Here is a 17477-nt window from a genome sequence, read left to right as displayed (position 1 = left end):
CGGCGGCGTCAGATGTCCTCGAGCTTCTCCTCGCCGCGGTTGCGAAAGAACTTGAACCCGGGGATGCCGATGACGGCCTTGCGCACGTCCTTGGTCACCTCGAGCAGCTGGTGGATCTCCGGCGCGACGGTGTCCATGGTGGCCAGGATGGGCATGATCGCCTCCATCCGCTCCATGAGCTCGGGGAGATGGTCGACCATGCGGATGGACGCGTCGAGCTCGTGCTCGGAGAAGTTGTCCACGAACCGTCGCCCGAGCGGGATGCCCCGGTCCGCGATCGGCTGGATGTCGGCGATCATGGTCCGCGCGCGCTCCGACGCGTCACCGGCCCCGACGATCACCTCCGCCGCGTCGTCGGTGGTGCGCGCGGCCGCCTCGATCACGCCGCCGGCGCGCGCGGTGATCTCCTCGATGGACGCGATCAGGGCATCGACGCGGGAGAACAAGTCGTCGATCCGCGAGGGCAGGGCGGCGACGAGCACCACGGTGTCCACCGACCAGGACACCGTCGCCCGCATCAGCGCGACCGCGGTGCCCACGGACGGCACCGGCAGTCGCACGGTCTGTACCTCGACTTCTCGGTCCGACGCCATCGCCCAACTATGTCACCTCCCGTCCCCGGGATCGGCGAGGACGCGTGAGGGGGGTCACAGGATCGAGCCCTGGCGCGCGACGTCCGTAATCTCGGTTCCATGAAGGTCTTCGTCACCGGCGCCAGCGGCTACATCGGTTCTCGGCTCGTCGCCTCCCTGGTCGCAGACGGCGTCGACGTCGTGGTGGGATCGCGGACACCGGAACGCCTGCGCTCGTTCGACTGGTACGACACGGTCGACGCCGTTCGACTCGACGTCACCGACGCCGACTCCTGCCGGGACGCACTCGGCGAGTCCTCCGTCGACGTCGCCTACTACCTGGTCCATGCCATCGGCGAGTCCGGGTACCGCCGCACGGACCTCGACTCGGCCCGGCACTTCGCGGAGGCGGCACGCGACGCCGGCATCGGTCGCATCGTCTACCTGGGCGGATTCGTACCCGAGGGCGAGGAGCTGTCCGAGCACCTCGCCAGCCGGGCCGAGGTCGGGGAGGCGTTGCAGGTCGACGGCATCGAGGTGGTGTGGCTGCGCGCCGCCATCGTGATCGGTGCCGGCTCGACGTCGTTCGAGATGATGCGCTACCTCGCGGACCGTCTGCCGGTCCTCCCGCTGCCGACGTGGCTGAACAAGCCCGTGCAGCCCATCGCCGTCGACGACGTCGTGTACTACCTGCGGGCGACGGCCGACGAGTCGGTGCCGGCCGGGGCGTACGACATCGCCGGTCCCGAGGTGCTGCCGTACCGCGACCTCGTCTTCGCGTACGTGCGCGCGGCGCGGCTCCACCGGCTCGGTGTTCCGACGCCGCCGGTGCCCACCGCCCTGGCGGGGTTCGTCATCGGTCGCCTGATCCCCGTTCCGGGACTGCTCGCCGACGACCTGGTCCAGTCGTTGGTCAACTCGATGACGGCGTCGGAGAAGCGCATCGAGCGCTACGTTCCCGATCCGGACGGCGGACTCACCGGCGTCGACGACGCGATGCGCCGCAGTCTTCTGGGTGCGGGTCACCCGCGATCGGTGAGCCGGAATCCCGATGCGCTGCGGCTGGCCGATTCCGACGCCGAGTGGACCGGCGGCGACGTCCGGACCATTCGTCGCTACGGCGCCGAGCTTCTCGGCGAGGACGGGTGGAAGCTGGTCGAGGCGCTCGGCGCCGGTGCCGTCCTCTACTCGTGGCCGATCGCGCCGGTGGTGCGGACCAACCTCGACGTGGCCGCGAGCGTGGTTGGCACCGTCTCCGCACGGGTACGGTCCCTCCTGCACCGCTGACCCGAAAGGACGGTGAGGTTTGTCCATGGTGTCCTGGCAGACCCGAATGGAGAGCGTCGTCCGATCCGCCCTGGTCGACAAGGTCGACCGCGACCACACCGAGACCGATCGTGCGTTCCTGCGCCGTCGCATCGTCGTCGGCATCGTGCTGGTGGTGGGGGCGACGCTCCTCGGAATCTCGCTGTCGGTAAAGCCGGGCGACCCGCTGTTCTACACGCTGACGATCGCGCTCGCCCTGGTGTGGATCGTCGGCGGGTTCCTGTCCGGGCCGCTGCACCTCGGACGGATCCCGTTCCGCGGCCATCTGCGTCGGCCCATCCTGACCCCCATCGCGATCGGACTGGCGGCAGGCGCGGTCTTCGTCCTGGGCGCACTGATCGTCCGGGAGATCCCGCCCCTGCGGGACTTCACCGCGAACGTCCTCGATCACGCGCGCGTCGGACCGTTCGCCCTGATCGTGTTCATCACGTTGTTCAACGGCCTGGCCGAGGAGATCTTCTTCCGCGGCGCGCTGTTCGCCGCGATCGGCCGGGGACGCCCGGTGCTGATCTCGACGATCGTCTACACCATCGCCACCCTGGCGACGGGCAACCCGATGCTCGGGTTCGCCGCCATCACACTCGGCTTCGTGCTCGGGCTCGAACGGCGAGCGTCGGGCGGCATCCTCGCGCCCATCCTGACCCACGTCTCGTGGTCGACGGTCATGGTGTTCGCCATGCCCCCGCTGTTCGCATGAACGCACCCGGGACGTCGCTGGACGCCGTCGACACGGTGATCGTCGCGGAACTGGTCCGAGACGGGCGTGCCACGCTCGCCCACCTCGCCGAGAAGGCGGGCCTGTCGGTGTCCGCGGTGCAGGCGCGGGTGCGACGACTCGAGTCGTCGGGCGTCGTGCTCGGGTACACCGCGCGCGTCGACCACGAGGTGTTGGGGGCGCCGCTGACGGCGTTCGTGGCGATCACGCCGCTCGACCCCACGGCGCCCGACGACGCCCCGGCGCGGTTGCGCGACCTGGACGGAGTCCGCGCCTGTCATTCCGTGGCAGGCGAGGACAGCTACGTCCTGTTGGTCCGGGTGGGGTCACCGCGGGACCTCGAACACCTGCTGCAGCGTATCCGCACCACCGCCGGGGTGAACACACGCAGCACCATCGTGCTGCAGACGTTCTACGACGAATGAGACGGGTTACGGGGCAGGCGCCGGGGGCATACAGCCCCCATGCCGATGAGTTCGACCGAAGGTAAGTCCTGGACCCGTGACCGCGTGTTCGCGCTGGCCGAGGAAGGGCCGGTGTCCGTGCTCGACATCGGACCGGGCGTGGGCACGTACGCCAAGCTCCTCGCCGGGCCGCACGTCGATCGGCTGACGGGCATCGAGATCTGGCAGCCCTACGTCGACACCTACCGCCTGCACGAGTACTACGACGAGATCGTCGTGGGCGACGCACGCAAGGTCGACCTGCCGGACGCGGACGTGGTGATCATCGGTGACGTCGCCGAGCACATGACGGAGGCGGACGCCCTCACGCTGTGGGAGCGCTGCACCGCGGCGGCGCGCAAGGCCGTCTACCTGTCCATCCCGATCGTGCACTACCCCCAGCACGAGATCGAGGGCAACCCGCACGAGATCCACGTCGACGAGGACTGGAACCACGAGCGCGTCCTCGCCTCCTTCGCGGGAATCGGCGCGTACGAGCTCGGCGGTGAGGTCGGCGTCTACGAACGGCGCGTCTGAGCACCTGTTCGAGCCAGCACGGCTCCGAGCTCGACGAGGTCCCGGACCACGACGTCCCAGTCGCCCGTCGGCCCGGGATCCGCGCCGCCGGGCCCGTGTTCGAGAGGGCGGCGCACGAACGCCGTGCGGAGGCCGCAGGCCTGCGCCGCCGCGAGATCGTCGTTGTGCGCCGCGACCATCAGGCACCGTTCCGGCTCGAGATCGAGCAGTTCGGCGGTCCGCAGATAGCTCTCCGGCGTCGGCTTGTACGCCCGGACCACCTGCGCGCCCAGGATCGTGTCCCACGGCAACCCGGCGTTCCGGGCCATGTCCAGCAGCAGCGAGACGTTGCCGTTGGACAGCGGAGCCACGGGCATCAACTCTCGGATCGCCGTGAGTCCCGCGACCGAATCCGGCCACGGCGGCAGCGCGTGCCACGCCGCGTTGAGGGCGTCGACGGCCTCGTCGTCCGCGTCGATCTCGAGCTCGGTCAGCAGATCCACCAGGCTCTCCCGGTGCAGGACGTCGAGCGTGGTGAATCCTCGCGACCCGTTGCGAATCGGCTGCATCGACGGCTGATACCGCGCACGCCATCGGTCCGCCACGTCGCCGGGATCGAGGTCGGACCGCGTCGGCGCGTGAACGGCGGACCAGGTCCGCACGGCGTCCGCGATGCCGGTTCGCCAGTCCACCACGGTGCCGAAGACGTCGAACAGCGCGACGCGGACGTCGATCAACGGTCGTCCCGGCCCGCGAAGAGAATCGCACCCGCCGCCGGGATCGCGAGGAACCACAGCCAGGTGCCGGTCACGAAGAACAGCACCAGCGCGGCGATCGGCACCAGAGCCATGACGGCGCGTCGCCAGTCACGGCCGGCGCCGGGGTCCGAGACGGCGGCCGGTGTGGACTTCTCGCCCGCCGCGGCCGTGGACGATTCGTCCGCCGCGGACGAGTGCACCAGGTCGGCTCCCGCGCCGGGCAGATCGGCGAACAGCGGGACCAGCTCACCCCGGGTCACGGCGCGACCGGCCGCCGCCGACCGCTCGTCGAACTCGCCGGGCGTCAGGCGCCCGGCCGCGAAATGTTCCCCGAGCAGCGAGAACGCGCGTTCACGCTCCGCGGTACCGATGCGCACGTCAGGACTGTCGGCCATGCCGCGAGCCTAGACCGCGCGCCCCGATACCGCGGGGAGCGCGTCACTTCAGTTCGGCGAGCACCGTGCCCTGGGTGATGGCCGCGCCGGGCTCGACCGACAGCCCGGTCACCACGCCGTCCTTGTGGGCGTTGACCGGGTTCTCCATCTTCATGGCTTCGAGGACGGCGATGAGATCGCCCGCGGCGACCTGCTGGCCCTCGGTCACCGCGACCTTGACGACGGTGCCCTGCATGGGGGCGGTGACGGCGTCACCGGAGGCGGCACCCGCGCCGCCGCCGCCACGCTTGCGCGGCGTCGGCTTACGGCGCATCGCACCGCCGGAGGGAGCGCCGCCGGTGCCGATGGAGAACGTTCCCGGCAACGAGACCTCCAGGCGACGTCCACCGACCTCGACCACCACGTTCTGGCGGGGACCGTCGTCGCCCTCCTCGATCGGGGCGCCGGCGGTGAAGGGCTCGACGGTGTTGTTCCACTCCGTCTCGATCCACCGGGTGTGCACGTCGAAGCCGTCCTCGGTGCCGATGAAGGCCGGGTCGGAGACGACGGCGCGGTGGAACGGGATCACCGTCGCCAGGCCCTCCACGGTGAACTCGGCGAGGGCGCGGCGGGAGCGGGCCAGCGCTTCCTCACGCGTGGCGCCGGTGACGATGAGCTTGGCCAGCATGGAGTCGAACTGACCGCCGATGACCGAGCCCGACTCCACACCGGAGTCGACGCGCACGCCGGGACCCTCCGGGGCGACGAACGTCGTCACGGGGCCGGGGGCGGGGAGGAAGCCGCGGCCGGCGTCCTCGCCGTTGATGCGGAACTCGAACGAGTGCCCGCGCGGGGTCGGATCCTCGGAGATGGAGAGCTCGTCACCGTTGGCGATGCGGAACTGCTGCAGAACCAGGTCGATGCCGGAGGTCTCCTCCGTGACGGGGTGTTCGACCTGCAGACGGGTGTTGACCTCGAGGAAGGAGACCAGGCCGTCCTGGCCCACCAGGTACTCCACCGTGCCGGCGCCGTAGTAGCCGGCCTCGCGGCAGATGGCCTTGGCCGAGCTGTGGATCGCCTCACGCTGCTCGTCGGTGAGGAAGGGCGCGGGGGCCTCCTCGACGAGCTTCTGGAACCGACGCTGCAGCGAGCAGTCGCGCGTGCCGGCGACGACGACATTGCCGTGCTGGTCCGCGATGACCTGTGCCTCGACGTGGCGGGGCTTGTCGAGGTAGCGCTCGACGAAGCACTCACCGCGACCGAACGCGGCCACGGCCTCGCGGGTGGCGGAGTCGAACAGCTCCGGGATCTCCTCGCGGGTGCGGGCGACCTTCATGCCGCGGCCACCGCCGCCGAAGGCGGCCTTGATGGCGATCGGCAGGCCGTGCTCGTCGGCGAACGCGAGGATCTCGTCGGCGTCCTTCACCGGCTCCGAGGTGCCGGGGACCGACGGCGCCTTGGCGCGGGCGGCGATGTGGCGGGCGGTGACCTTGTCGCCCAGATCGCGGATGGACTGCGGAGACGGCCCGATCCAGATGAGCCCGGCGTCGATCACGGCCTGCGCGAAGTCCGCGTTCTCGGAGAGGAAGCCGTAGCCGGGGTGCACCGCATCGGCACCGGACTTGGTCGCCGCGTCGACGATCTTGGCGATGTCGAGGTAGGACTCGGCGGAGGTCTGGCCACCGAGCGCGAACGCCTCGTCCGCCAAGCGGACGAAGGGGGCGTCGGCGTCGGGGTCCGCGTACACCGCGACGGAGGTGTAGCCGGCGTCGGCCGCAGCTCGGATCACTCGAACGGCAATCTCACCGCGGTTGGCGACGAGAACCTTGCTGATACGAGACGTGGCATGGCTGGGCACGAAGCCTCCTGTGATTGTCGAAGGGTCACGGACGCGTCCGGACGTGGACGTACGCACCCGAGCGAACGCGGGCGCCACGTCGAATGGACGTCCTTGTATCGAAGTCTAGGTGTGCGACATTTCTCCGACGCAGTGACCCTGTGACGTGTCCGTCTCGGGATCCTGTGACAGGTACGCGTCGACCACGAACGAGCCGTCGCGCACCACCCGCGCGAGCGCGGCGCGAAGGGCCGCGAGGTAGCGATGCACGGCGGCCGTGGCCTGCTCGGTGCCGGGGAATCGAGCCGCGACGTTGACCCCTTGCGGGGTCCGGTGGAACCACAGGTAGACGTCGTGGTCGTACTTGCGGCTCCGCAACGCGCGGGCTCGAACGTCGGGCCACGTCTCGGCGTCGGGCGCGAACCGCACGTCCATGAACGAGACGACGAAGCGCGGTTCGGTGTCGATGCCCGCCGCGCGGCCGACCACGTCCATCGGCACCCGCGAGATCGCGCGGGTGCGGGTCAGCTCGGTTCCGGCGCGCTGCACGAGGTCGGCGAACGAGTCGCCCGCCGCGACCTCGACGTCGACCGGTCCCAGCCCGACGAACCACCCGAGCGAGGCAGCCCACGAGGGATCGTGACGGGTGTGCATGGGGGTGACCGTGCGGAACCGCTCCGCCCCGGAGGTCGCGTGGGCCGCTGCGGCCATCGCCGCCGTCAATCCCGCCAGGAACCCCGGCCCGGCGCGACGACAGGCGACGGTGAAGGCCTCGGCCTCGTCGACGTCCATGATCCAGGCCGAGAGGCCGCTCTGCACGACTCGCTGGGACGGCCGATCTCCGATGGCGACGGGGAAGGCCGGGAACAGGCCGTCCTCCTCCGCCAGGAAATCGCTCCACTCGGCGGCGGCCGTGGCGACGGCGCCGGGGTCCCCGCATCGCTCCCGCTCGGCGACGCCGAAGTCGAGATAGCTCGCCGTGGGGAACAGTCCGGCGGGTGCGCCCGAGACCTGCTCGTTGTAGAGGCGGGTCAGCTCGTGTGCGATGAGCACGATCGACAGGCCGTCGATGATCGAGTGGTCGGCGGCGAAGAACACGGTGAAGTGCTCGGCACGGTCCGTGCCCGACGGTTCCACGGTCGCGAAGGCGTAGGACGGCCAGGCCAGCGGGGAGGTGTACTCGTCGAAGAGGTGCTGCAGATGCTCGTACACCTCGTCTCCGCGAGAGCACTCGTCCTGGCGGATGACCCAGATGTCGGTGGCTCCCACCGGCGCGGTCACGCGCGAGAGTTCACCGGTGCGAGGATCGACGGTGGCGTTGGTGCGCATCGGCTCGTGCCGGTCGATCCACGCGAGCACCGCCGCACGGAACGCATCGACGTCCAGCGGCCCCGCGATGTCGAACGCCGTCCCGAGCCAGGACTCCCTGCCCGCCGACGGGTGGGCGAGCGTCCGACGCAGATGCGCCTCGTGCACGAAGGAGGTCGGCCTGTCGTCGCGACACCAGCCGGCGTTCTCCGGGGTCGACGCGTGGGGGCCGACACTGGGAATCCACTCGGTGATCGTGCCGGCGGGAACCGGATAGTCGACCAGCTCGGTGAACTCCACGGGTGTCGACCGTCCTTCCGGTGCGTCGGTCTCGATCGGGGTGGGAGCGAGACCGGAGGGCTGTGCGCGGCCCGCCGGGGATGGTCGGCGGGCGACGCCGAATCGCGCCCAGTGTACCGGCCGACCCGCCGTTGTCAGGACGAAGGCCGGGCCCTCGGTCTAGCCGCGCAGGTGCCGTTTGACGCGGGACAGCATGGCCGACATGCCGCGCAGGCGAAGCGGGCTCACCGCGTCGGCCAGCCCCAGCTCGGTGTAGAAGTCGTCCGGCACCGCCAGGATCTCGTCGGCCGGCAGCCCGTCCAGGCCCTGCGCGAGGATCGAGGCGAACCCGCGCGTGGTCGGCGCCTCGGGCGGCGCGCTGAAGAACAGTCGCACCGCGGACCGATCCTCGGCATCCACCGACAGGAAGAGCGGGGACTGGCACTCCGGTACCGGTTCCATCGCGGCCTGCTCGAGCCCGGCCGGCAATGCCGGCAGGTCCGTGCTGAACTCGAGCAGCAAGGTGATCTTGTCCTGCCCCTCGACGGCCTTGAAATCGTCGACGATCTCGGCGAGCGGCGCCGGCAACACGTCGGTCACGGAGCTGCCCCGGGATCCTCGCCCCGCACGATCGGCGTCCGCACGGCGTTGCCCCACTCGGTCCACGAGCCGTCGTAGTTCCGCACCTTCTCGTGACCGAGCAGGTGGGTCAGGACGAACCAGGTGTGGCTCGACCGCTCGCCGATGCGGCAGTAGGCGACCACCTCCGCGTCGCTGTCCACGTCCGCGTACACCTCGTCGAGTTCCGCGCGGGACTTGAACCGACCGTCCGGGGCGGCGGCCTTGGCCCACGGAATGGAGACGGCAGTGGGGATGTGGCCGCCGCGCAGGGCGCCCTCGTCCGGGTAGTCGGGCATGTGGGTCCGCTCGCCGGTGTACTCGGCGGGGGAGCGGACGTCGACCAGCGGGCCGGACCCGAGGTGGGCCAGCACGTCGTCCTTGAACGCGCGGATGGCCGCGTCGTCACGCTCGACGACGGGGTAGTCGGTGGGCGTGACGTCGGGGACGTCGAGGGTGGTGTCACGGTTCTCGGCGAGCCAGGCGTCGCGGCCGCCGTCGAGCAGGCGCACGTCCTCGTGGCCGAACAGGGTGAACACCCACAGCGCGTAGGCGGCCCACCAGTTGCTCTTGTCGCCGTAGACGACGATCGTGTCGTCGCGGGAGATGCCCTTGCGGCTCATGAGAGCCGCGAACTGCTCGCCGTCGATGTAGTCGCGGGTGACGGGATCGTTCAGATCGAGGTGCCAGTCGATCTTCACCGCACCGGGAATGTGGCCGACGTCGTAGAGCAGGACGTCCTCGTCGGATTCGACGACCTTGAGTCCGGGGGTGCCGATGTTGGCGGACAGCCACTGCGTCGTGACGAGTCGTTCGGGGTGGGCGAACGACGCGAAGGCGGGATGGGGATCGGGCGCGACGGACACGTGCGTCTCCTGAGCTGATCGGGGTGGACTTGCCTTCCGCGATCCTAGGTGGCGAGACCCCGGCCCGCCCACAACGCCGAGACGGTGACGTTCACCTCGGCGAGCAGTCGGCGCACGAGCGGCAGCCCGAGGCCCACCACCGACGACGGGTCGCCGTCGATGCCGTCGACGAACCATCCGCCCAGGCCGTCGAGCGTGAAAGCCCCTGCGACGGCGAGGGGTTCGCCGGATGCGAGGTAGGCCTCCAGGTCGTCCGGGTCGGGTGTGCCGAAGCGGACCACCGTGCCGGAGTGCCGGGCCGCTCGCGCGGTGATGCGGCCGTCGTCGAGCCGGAGAACACAGTGTCCGGTGAGCAGCTCGCCCGCCGAACCGGCCATCACGGACCATCGGTCGCGGGCGGTGTCGACGTCGTGCGGCTTGCCGACCAGGCTGCCGCCGATCGAGAGCATCGAATCGCAGCCGACGATCACGACGGTGCCGACGGCGAGATCGGGCTCGGCAGCGACGGTCTCGGCGACCACCTCGGCCTTGGCCGCGGCGAGTTCGGTGACCACCGACGTGTGCGCGACACCGGGTCCGAGGGACCGGACGACGGCGTCCTCGTCGACGTCCGACACTCGCACGATCGGCTCGACGCCGGCGGCGCGAAGCAGGGCCAGACGTGCGGGGGAGCGGGACGCGAGGACCAGGCGCACCGGGGGCGCCGGGCTCGCCGTGGTCATCGAGGCGGTCGCGCGATACCGCTGCCGAAGGCGAGCGGCGAGAAGGCCCGGAAGTCGCGATGCAGGCGAGTGGGGTGACCCCAGGTGTCGAGCACGGGCGGCTCGGCCGGGGCCTCGGTCGAGGACGCGGCGGCGAGGACGGTCACCAGCGCGGCCAGTTCCTCGTCGGACGGGTTGCCCCGCACGACCCGAACGGCGGGGGCCGTCGCTGTCTCGTCCGCTGCGCTCACGTGATCTCCTCGCTGCGTTGCCTGCCGTGGCCGGGTCGCGTCGTCTCCGGCGGTCGAAGCGTCACTGTACCGGGGCCGGATCGGCGGGGAGGAGCGCCGGGCGAGCGAGCGCGCTCAGCTGCGCGCGCATCCGGTCGATCAGTCGGTCGACGGTCGCGCGGGCGACCGCGGTGTCGGGGACGCGCGTGCGCACCGCGAGGCCGGCGTCGGTGCGAGCGAACCAGATCTGCACGTCGTCGGCATCGGTGACGGCGGAGACGTGCCGGGCGTCGAGCGGCCCGTGGGTCGCGTGTCCGGGCAATCGCCGGTAGTCGACGAAGGACGCCATGAACACGTCGTGACGCGGGCGGCGGAGTTCGCCCAGGGCGCCGATCACGGTGTCGATCGGGACCTCCCCCAGCGGAAGTGCCGCGCGCAGGGCGAGTCCCGCGCCGCGGGTGGTGGACCGGACGTCGGCCGACACCGCCACCGTGACCGGGGCGTTGGTGACGTACCACCCCACGGCGCGGCTCTCGGACGGCAGCGTGCGGGTGTGCAGCGGGAACAGCAGCGACAGTGACCGGGGCCGGTCGCCGGAGCACTCGTCGGCGACGGCGTGGGCGAGGGCTGCCAGGGCGCCGGCGAAGGGACCGGTTCCGAGCTCACGGCACGACGCCTCGGCGGCGCCGGCATCGTCCGCGCCGACGAGCGTGTCGGTCCGGAGCACCGCTCGTCGGACCTCGCCCGCGGGAACGCCCGTGGGACCGGGGAACGACGGCGGTGCGTTCCCGTGCGCCCGAAGGAAGCGCAGCCACTCGCCGAGTCGCGGATCGTCCGGCTCGACCACGGTGGCCGCCTCGCGGACGCAGTGTCGGCCGAACGACGGGACCGCGACCGGATCGGCGGGAGCGCCACGATAGAGCCGGACGAGGTCGTCGAGGAGCACGGTCAGTGACCACGCGTCACCGAGCGCGTGATCGATCCCGATCACCACGGTCGACCGGTCCGCCCGGTCGACCGCCGCCACGGCGACGGCCGGTGTCGACCACGGCTCGGCGCACTGCTCGCTCACGAACGCGGTGACGACGTCGCGCGCGCGTGGGGGTGAGGCGACCGGACCGGCCGATCGGGGACGCAGGGTCAGGGCCTCGGCCGGATGCACGGCGCGGCGCAGCCCCTGCGGTGTTCGGCGGAAGGAGGTCCGCAGCGACTCGTGACGGGCGAGCAGGGTGAGCACGGCCCGTGCGAGATCGGCGCGTCGGATCGGCCCCGGCACCTCGGCGGCGACGGCGAGCCAGGTGAGCGGACCGGTGCCGGCGAGGTGGGTGCGCTGATTGAACGACGGCGGTGCGTCCTGCACCCGGGCGGTCTCCGGGTCGGCCTGGACCGACCACAGCAGCACGGTGCCCGGCCGCGGCAGCAGGTCGTCCGCACCGATCAGGCGCATCGCTCGTCCGCACCGCTCACGCCTGTCGTACGTCCGTCGTCACGCGTGCGGACGACGTCCGTCAGCAGCTCGATCAGTCGATCGTGGTAGCGCCGCACCGTGCGGCGGGCCGTCGGCGTCGAGGGGATCTGTGCGCCGAGGTAGAGATGCCGGTGGTCGCGGTTGAACCACATGGAGGCGTTGGCCGTTCGGCCCTCACCCGTGAACAGCACGGCCCGCTCGTCCGCAGGGGTGCCGGAGCCGGGAAATCGACGGAAGTCGAGGTAGGAGAACAGTTGTGGGCTGCGCGCCAGCCCCGCGCCGCCGATACCGCCCGTGGCGAGCAGGTCGAGGACTCGGCCGATGGGAACGGATGCCGCCGCCTTGGCCCGCGCGTACGCGGCGGTCGCCGACGGGACCACCTCGGCGAAGTCGTCCGGGCCGTTCGAGTCGCTCACGGGGAAGGTGACCGGGGAGAACGCACAGAACCACCCCTGCGACAACGCGAACGGCCCGCGGTGCCGGGTGGAGAGCACGGCGATCCCGTCGTATCGACCCGTTCCGGCCAGGTCGTGTTCGACGAGGGCGCAGGCGGCGAAGAGTCCGCTGGTGAACGATCCACCGGCGTCACGACACACCTGCTCGAACACCTCGGCCTCGGCCGCGGTGAGGAGATCCCGCTCCACCGGCTCCATCGGTGCGGTCTCGCCCGGGGCGAGTCCGAGATCGAGCGGGAAACGAGGAAGGCCGCCGTCGTGCCGGGACACCACGTCGATCCAGTCGGCGAGTTCGGGGGATCGGAGGTCGTACGACGGGGAGACCTCGTCCTCGATCCGGACATGATCGAGGAAGCTGCCCTCGTGCTCGGTGAGGTCGAGAGCCGGAGTCCCCGTCACCTCCGCGCGGTAGAGGTCCGCCAGTTCGGTGATCACGCTGACCTGGGACGCGCCGTCGGAGAACGCGTGGTCCGCGCCGTAGTACAGCGAGAAGCTGCCGGGGCGCCGGACTGCGCCGACGGCCACGGGGGGCCACGACAGGGGCGTCGCGTCACGGGAGAGTCTGTCGCGCACCGCCTCTCGAACCCCGTCGGTCGAGGATACCGCTCCGGCGTCGACGGGCACGAGGGCAGCGTCGGCCGGTGCGGGGTGCCGCCGCACGGACCCGTCGCGCACGGAGAACCACGTCCGCAGGCCCTCGTGTCGGGAGAGGAACACCGCCACCGCCCGGGTCAGTGCGGCGTCGTCGAGATCGCCCTCGATCTCCGTCGCGGAGCCGAGGAATCCGGTGTGCCGATCACCGCGGCGCAGCGCCGCGTCCACGCCGCGGACGTGGTTGGCCTGCAGGAAGGACGCCGGGACCGGGTGCACCCCGGCGTCGCCGGTGCCGTCGGCGTCGTCCCGGGCCGCCGTGACGGGATGCCACTCGAGCATCTCGCCGGGGGCCGGTCGCCAGTTCGCCATCGCGGTGATGATCACGCTCGAACCTCCTGTCGCACGGCCTCGTTCGGAGCGGGCCGCTCGCTGTCGTTCGGAGCGGGCCGCTCGCTGTCGTTCGGAGCGGGTATCCCGACGGTCTCGGCACCGGCCGCCAGGGCGTCGACGACAGTGCGGCAGCGGGCCACGAACCGGTGTACCGCGGCGGTGGCCGCATCGGTACCGGGGAATCGGGCCGACAGGAACAGTCCCTCCCGGGTACGCAGGAACCAGAGGTAGACCTCGGTGTCCGAGTACGTGGCGCTGCGGAGCGGTTGGACCCGCCAGTCTCGCCACGAGGCCGCGTCGGGGACGTGGCGCAGGTCGAGGTAGCTGACGACGAAGCGGGGGACGTCGACGACGCCGAGGAGCGCCGCGATGGCGGACCACGGCCGACTCTCCACGCCCGCCACGGCGCGCATGTTCTCGGCGGCGGTCACGAGTGCGGTGTCGGCGTGGTCGGAGTCCAGGTCCACGCTCACCGGGACGACGCCGACGAACCAGCCGACGGCGCGGGAGAATTCGGGCGCGTACCGGGTGTGCATCGGCATGACGAACCGGCACGGACCGGTGGTGTCGACGCCGGGCGCCGGCTCGATCGTGCGCTGCGCGAGGGCGACGACGGCCGCGACGCCCGCCGTGAGCGACGCGTCGCTGCGTCGGCATCGGGCAGCGAACTCGGTGGTGGTCGCCGGTGACGCGATCGAGACGGACAGTGCGCCCTGCCGGGTCGTGGCGGCCCGCCCCTCGGCGCGGTCGGCGTCCGCCGCGAGCACGGGGAACGCGGGGAACCGGCCGTCCCGCAGGAACCGGTCCCACACGGCGACCGCCTCGGAGTCGGCGTCGACGTCGGCGCCGGTCCGGCGATCGTGCACGCTGTAGTCGAGATGGCTCCCGATCACGGGCAGGTCGTGCTCACGGGCATCGAGCTCGTGGTCGTAGATCCGCCGGAACTCGCCGACCGACAACAACATCGAGTACGCGTCCATGACGGAGTGGTCGGCTCCGAACACCAGCAGGAACCGATCGTGATCCACCTGCAGGAACCCGGTCTCGGACACCGTGGCGATCAGGACGTGCGGCCAGCGGAACGGCGAAAGGCCGCGCCCGAGGAAGGACAGCAGGTGATCGTGGGCATCCGCCCCCGACCGGAATCCGACGACGCGATCGGTCACCGTGACGGCGGACGGGTCTGCCGTGCGCCGAGCGAGGCTCTCGCCCACGGCGTCCACGGTGGTGCGAAGCGCCTCGTGTCGAGCGATCCATCGCTGCACCGTCCGCCGCACCACCTCCGGATCGTAGGTCCGGTCGATCTCCAGGACGGCGCCGATCCATTCGGCGTCCCCCTCGGGGCCGGTCGTGTCGAGCGTGCGGCTCCGTTCGAGGCTGTGGCGCAGGTGGGCTTCGTGGGTGAACGCCAGAGGACGCGCGTCGGGTCGCCACGCGGCCGGGTCCGACACGGACGGGGTCCACTCCGTCACCGTTCCGTCCGGGAGGGGGTAGTCGGCGAGCTCGGTGAAATGCATGTCGGCCGTCCTGATCTGAGGGAGGTGGCAGTCGTTCCCGGTGGTCCGGGGACTCGTCGAACGGACCGTCAGGGCATGCCGCGTGCGGCAGGAATCGGAGCCCGGGTGGCCCCCCGGATGAGGAGCAGGCGTGCGGCGTGCAGGACCACGACCCCCGGGACGTAGAGGGTGGCGGCAGCCAGCGCGAGGCCGATGCGCCGGTGCAGCAGCAACGTTCGGGGCAGGCAGACCATGTATCGGACGAACTCCCCGGTCGGGGAGTGCATTCGGCGGGGGGAGACGCCCACCGTGAGGTCGGCGAGGAAGCCGTTGCGTCCCCCGGCGGCGCGCACGCACAGTCCCATGTCCACGTCCTCGAACACGTCACGACGGTCGGACACGCGATCGCGGATGGCCTCCCAGGTGCCGCGACGCAGAATCATGTTGGAGCCGTACAGGACCGGCACGTCGCGCACCTCCGGAGCACGTCGTCGCCCGAACGGCGAGAAGCGGCTCTTGGCCCGGGCGGCGGCGGTGCCGTAGGGCAGGTCGTACGCCTCGCCCCGGCCGCAGACGGCCCACCAGTGACCGTCGGTGTCGCGGGTGAGGAAGTCGCGGACCGTGCGAGCCCAGTCGGGCCCGACGCGCGTGTCGGCGTCGATGCGGGCGATCAGATCGCCCCGCGCGGCGTCCATGCCGGTGTCACGGGCGAACACCAAGCCTTGACGGTGCTCGGTGACGGTGCGGATCAGCGGTGACCGAGCGGCGCGGTCCGCCACGATGTCGGCGGTGCGATCACGAGAGTTGTTGTCCACCACGATGATCTCGTCGATGTCGGACGCCTGGGCGCACAGCAGGTCGAGGCACGATCCGATGGACTCCTCCTCGTCGTAGGCGGGAATCACGACCGAGAGGGTCAATCGAGACACGGAACTCTCCTGTCGGTTGCGGACTCCAGCGCGTCGGCCGCTGCTCGGACCGCGACGTCGGGCGGGACGAGCTCTCGAGCGACGGCGGCGGCGCGAACGCGGGTGTCGGGATGCAGAACTCGATCGAGCGCGTGACCGAGGGCGGCACCGTGAGCGGCCCGCGCGGGCATGCTCGCCCCGGTACCGAGCGCGGTGACGCGGGCGCCCCACAGGGGTTGGTCGGCCCCGATCGAGCAGACCAACGTAGGGCACCCGGCGCGCAGTCCGGCCGCGACGGTGCCGGCCCCGCCGTGGTGCACGACGGCGGTGCAGCGGGGAAGAACGGCGCGGTGGTCCACCTGGTCCACCCACCGCACCCGGTCCTCGACGTCGCGTCTCGCGTCGTCGCCGCCGCGGTCGTCGTCCGCACCGAGCCGCGACCAGCCGCCGGCGACGAGGGCTCGGTGTCCGCGTCGCCCCAGCTCGTCGAGAATCGCACGGATCACCGCGGGTCCGTCGGGAACGGTCATACTGCCGAACCCGACGTAGAGCGGCGCGGGTCCGGCGGACAGCCAGGCCGCCAGGTCGGGGTCGAGCCCCGCGGGGTCACCGGTCGGGCGCAGGAAACCCACGAGAGGTCGGCGAGCGCCCCATTCGTCCGGCAACGTCGGGAACAGGGCCCGGTCGTAGGCCTGGATCTCGGTGGTCCCGAGTCGGCGCAGGCGGCGGGCCACCGACGACGACGCCGCGGGGAGGCCGAGGTCGTGTCGGTGCGCGGCCTCGGTCGCGCGGGCGGCATGCCAGAGTGCCCGATCGAGCGCGTGCCAGCCGGCCAGGCGCACCGGTCCCGGAACCCGAGAGGGAAGCGGGGGAAAGGAGACCGCGCGTGTCGGACGCACGGGGCAGAGATGGACCGGCACGTACGGCACTCCCAGCCGCTCGGCGACGTCGAGTGCCGCCTCCTGGCCGACGTTGGAGCCGATCACGACATCGGATCCGTCGGCGACGGCGAGCAGATCGCGACGGGTGCGGATCCCGTCCTCGGTGGCGAGGGCCGTCGCCGCGCGAAGGCGACGGACGGGGTTGCGGGACTTGATCTCCCGGGTCGCCACGGTGGACGCCAGTGTCCGGGACGTGTCCGGTCCGCAGGCCGACACCTCGACGGCGGGCGCGACGGACAGTCGGCGGCGTACGTCGTCGACGACGTTGGGAGGGACCGCGAATCGAATCGGCCGGCCGCGACGGGCGAGTTCCTCGGCCAGTGCGATGCCCGGCTCGACGTCCCCTCTGCTGCCCTGGAACACCAGGGTCGACACCATCCGATTCCTCCTTCCGTCTCGCTGCTCGTCCGCGAAAGGTGTTCCCGCACGCGATGATCGACCGACCGTCGCGGTACCCGTCGTCGGGTTGCGATCCGCCCGACCGGACCGGTCGACGGCCCGCTCGTGCCCGAGGCGGATCGTTCGGGTCGGTATCGAGTCCGGACGTTGCGACCATGGCAGACGACCGCCGTGCCCGCCAACCGGGACGGCGCGGATCACACCCTTCCGGCGGGGTGACCGTTCTCATGCGGCCCGTGACCGGCGCGAACGTCGGTGACATGCAACGTATTCATCGGCGAAA

Annotated in this window: 18 protein-coding genes; 4 read left to right on the top strand and 14 right to left on the bottom strand. The window is 71.4% G+C overall.

Going from position 1 to position 17477, the window contains the following annotated elements; genetic code table 11:
* Nucleotides 1-8: 8 nt before the first annotated feature.
* Nucleotides 9-593, bottom strand: coding sequence for a hypothetical protein (locus RC2_RS15375; protein ID WP_082895519.1), 585 nt, complete (start codon nucleotides 591-593; stop codon nucleotides 9-11).
* Nucleotides 594-692: 99 nt separating this feature from the next.
* Here RC2_RS15375 and RC2_RS15370 point away from each other — a divergent pair, with 99 nt between their 5' ends.
* Genes RC2_RS15370 through RC2_RS15355 form a run of 4 tightly spaced genes read left to right on the top strand, consistent with a single transcriptional unit; the run spans nucleotide 693 to nucleotide 3593 of the window.
* Complete coding sequence (locus RC2_RS15370) at nucleotides 693-1859, top strand: NAD(P)H-binding protein (RefSeq protein WP_068148650.1); 1167 nt, start codon at nucleotides 693-695, stop codon at nucleotides 1857-1859.
* Between the two features lie 25 nt (nucleotides 1860-1884).
* The gene (locus RC2_RS15365; RefSeq protein WP_068148653.1) at nucleotides 1885-2595 is read left to right on the top strand and encodes a CPBP family intramembrane glutamic endopeptidase; all 711 of its coding nucleotides are present in this window, start codon (nucleotides 1885-1887) and stop codon (nucleotides 2593-2595) included.
* Nucleotides 2592-3038, top strand: a complete 447-nt coding sequence (locus RC2_RS15360) for an Lrp/AsnC family transcriptional regulator (RefSeq protein WP_068148656.1) — start codon at nucleotides 2592-2594, stop codon at nucleotides 3036-3038. The genes RC2_RS15365 and RC2_RS15360 overlap by 4 nt, the downstream gene beginning before the upstream one ends.
* 45 nt (nucleotides 3039-3083) lie before the next feature.
* On the top strand, nucleotides 3084-3593 hold the full coding sequence (locus tag RC2_RS15355) for a class I SAM-dependent methyltransferase (RefSeq protein ID WP_169818379.1): 510 nt from the start codon (nucleotides 3084-3086) through the stop codon (nucleotides 3591-3593).
* Here the strand turns inward: RC2_RS15355 and RC2_RS15350 are convergent.
* The 13 genes from RC2_RS15350 to RC2_RS15290 form a co-directional block, all read right to left on the bottom strand.
* The gene (locus RC2_RS15350; protein ID WP_139277430.1) at nucleotides 3575-4306 is read right to left on the bottom strand and encodes a haloacid dehalogenase type II; all 732 of its coding nucleotides are present in this window, start codon (nucleotides 4304-4306) and stop codon (nucleotides 3575-3577) included. The genes RC2_RS15355 and RC2_RS15350 overlap by 19 nt on opposite strands.
* A complete protein-coding gene (locus RC2_RS15345) occupies nucleotides 4306-4725 on the bottom strand; it encodes a DUF1707 SHOCT-like domain-containing protein (protein WP_068148664.1) in 420 nt (139 codons plus the stop codon). Before RC2_RS15345 ends, RC2_RS15350 begins: the two co-directional genes overlap by 1 nt.
* Nucleotides 4726-4768: 43 nt before the next feature.
* Entirely contained in the window at nucleotides 4769-6562 is a 1794-nt protein-coding gene (locus RC2_RS15340) for an acetyl/propionyl/methylcrotonyl-CoA carboxylase subunit alpha (RefSeq protein WP_068148667.1), read from the bottom strand.
* A gap of 105 nt (nucleotides 6563-6667) precedes the next feature.
* Nucleotides 6668-8149 carry a condensation domain-containing protein gene (locus RC2_RS15335; protein ID WP_068148670.1) on the bottom strand — a complete coding sequence of 494 codons (1482 nt, stop codon included), beginning with the start codon at nucleotides 8147-8149 and terminating at the stop codon, nucleotides 6668-6670.
* A 159-nt stretch (nucleotides 8150-8308) separates the two neighbouring features.
* On the bottom strand, nucleotides 8309-8728 hold the full coding sequence (locus tag RC2_RS15330; RefSeq protein ID WP_245811136.1) for a SufE family protein: 420 nt from the start codon (nucleotides 8726-8728) through the stop codon (nucleotides 8309-8311).
* Nucleotides 8725-9612, bottom strand: coding sequence for a sulfurtransferase (locus tag RC2_RS15325; RefSeq protein WP_068148672.1), 888 nt, complete (start codon nucleotides 9610-9612; stop codon nucleotides 8725-8727). Before RC2_RS15325 ends, RC2_RS15330 begins: the two co-directional genes overlap by 4 nt.
* Nucleotides 9613-9656: 44 nt before the next feature.
* Complete coding sequence (locus RC2_RS15320) at nucleotides 9657-10334, bottom strand: Maf family protein (protein ID WP_068148675.1); 678 nt, start codon at nucleotides 10332-10334, stop codon at nucleotides 9657-9659.
* Nucleotides 10331-10564, bottom strand: a complete 234-nt coding sequence (locus RC2_RS15315) for an acyl-CoA carboxylase epsilon subunit (RefSeq protein ID WP_068148678.1) — start codon at nucleotides 10562-10564, stop codon at nucleotides 10331-10333. Before RC2_RS15315 ends, RC2_RS15320 begins: the two co-directional genes overlap by 4 nt.
* 61 nt (nucleotides 10565-10625) lie before the next feature.
* Entirely contained in the window at nucleotides 10626-11990 is a 1365-nt protein-coding gene (locus RC2_RS15310; protein ID WP_068148681.1) for a condensation domain-containing protein, read from the bottom strand.
* A complete protein-coding gene (locus RC2_RS15305; RefSeq protein WP_068148682.1) occupies nucleotides 11981-13444 on the bottom strand; it encodes a condensation domain-containing protein in 1464 nt (487 codons plus the stop codon). Before RC2_RS15305 ends, RC2_RS15310 begins: the two co-directional genes overlap by 10 nt.
* On the bottom strand, nucleotides 13441-14967 hold the full coding sequence (locus tag RC2_RS15300; protein WP_068148685.1) for a condensation domain-containing protein: 1527 nt from the start codon (nucleotides 14965-14967) through the stop codon (nucleotides 13441-13443). Before RC2_RS15300 ends, RC2_RS15305 begins: the two co-directional genes overlap by 4 nt.
* A 68-nt stretch (nucleotides 14968-15035) precedes the next feature.
* Complete coding sequence (locus RC2_RS15295; protein ID WP_082895521.1) at nucleotides 15036-15875, bottom strand: glycosyltransferase family 2 protein; 840 nt, start codon at nucleotides 15873-15875, stop codon at nucleotides 15036-15038.
* Nucleotides 15863-17173 (bottom strand): glycosyltransferase, encoded by a 1311-nt coding sequence (locus RC2_RS15290; RefSeq protein WP_068148689.1) that lies wholly within the window; start codon nucleotides 17171-17173, stop codon nucleotides 15863-15865. Before RC2_RS15290 ends, RC2_RS15295 begins: the two co-directional genes overlap by 13 nt.
* Nucleotides 17174-17477 lie beyond the last annotated feature (304 nt).

Source organism: Rhodococcoides corynebacterioides NBRC 14404 (assembly GCF_001894765.1).
GTDB lineage: Bacteria > Actinomycetota > Actinomycetes > Mycobacteriales > Mycobacteriaceae > Rhodococcoides > Rhodococcoides corynebacterioides.
This window is presented reverse-complemented; position numbering and strand designations above follow the sequence as displayed.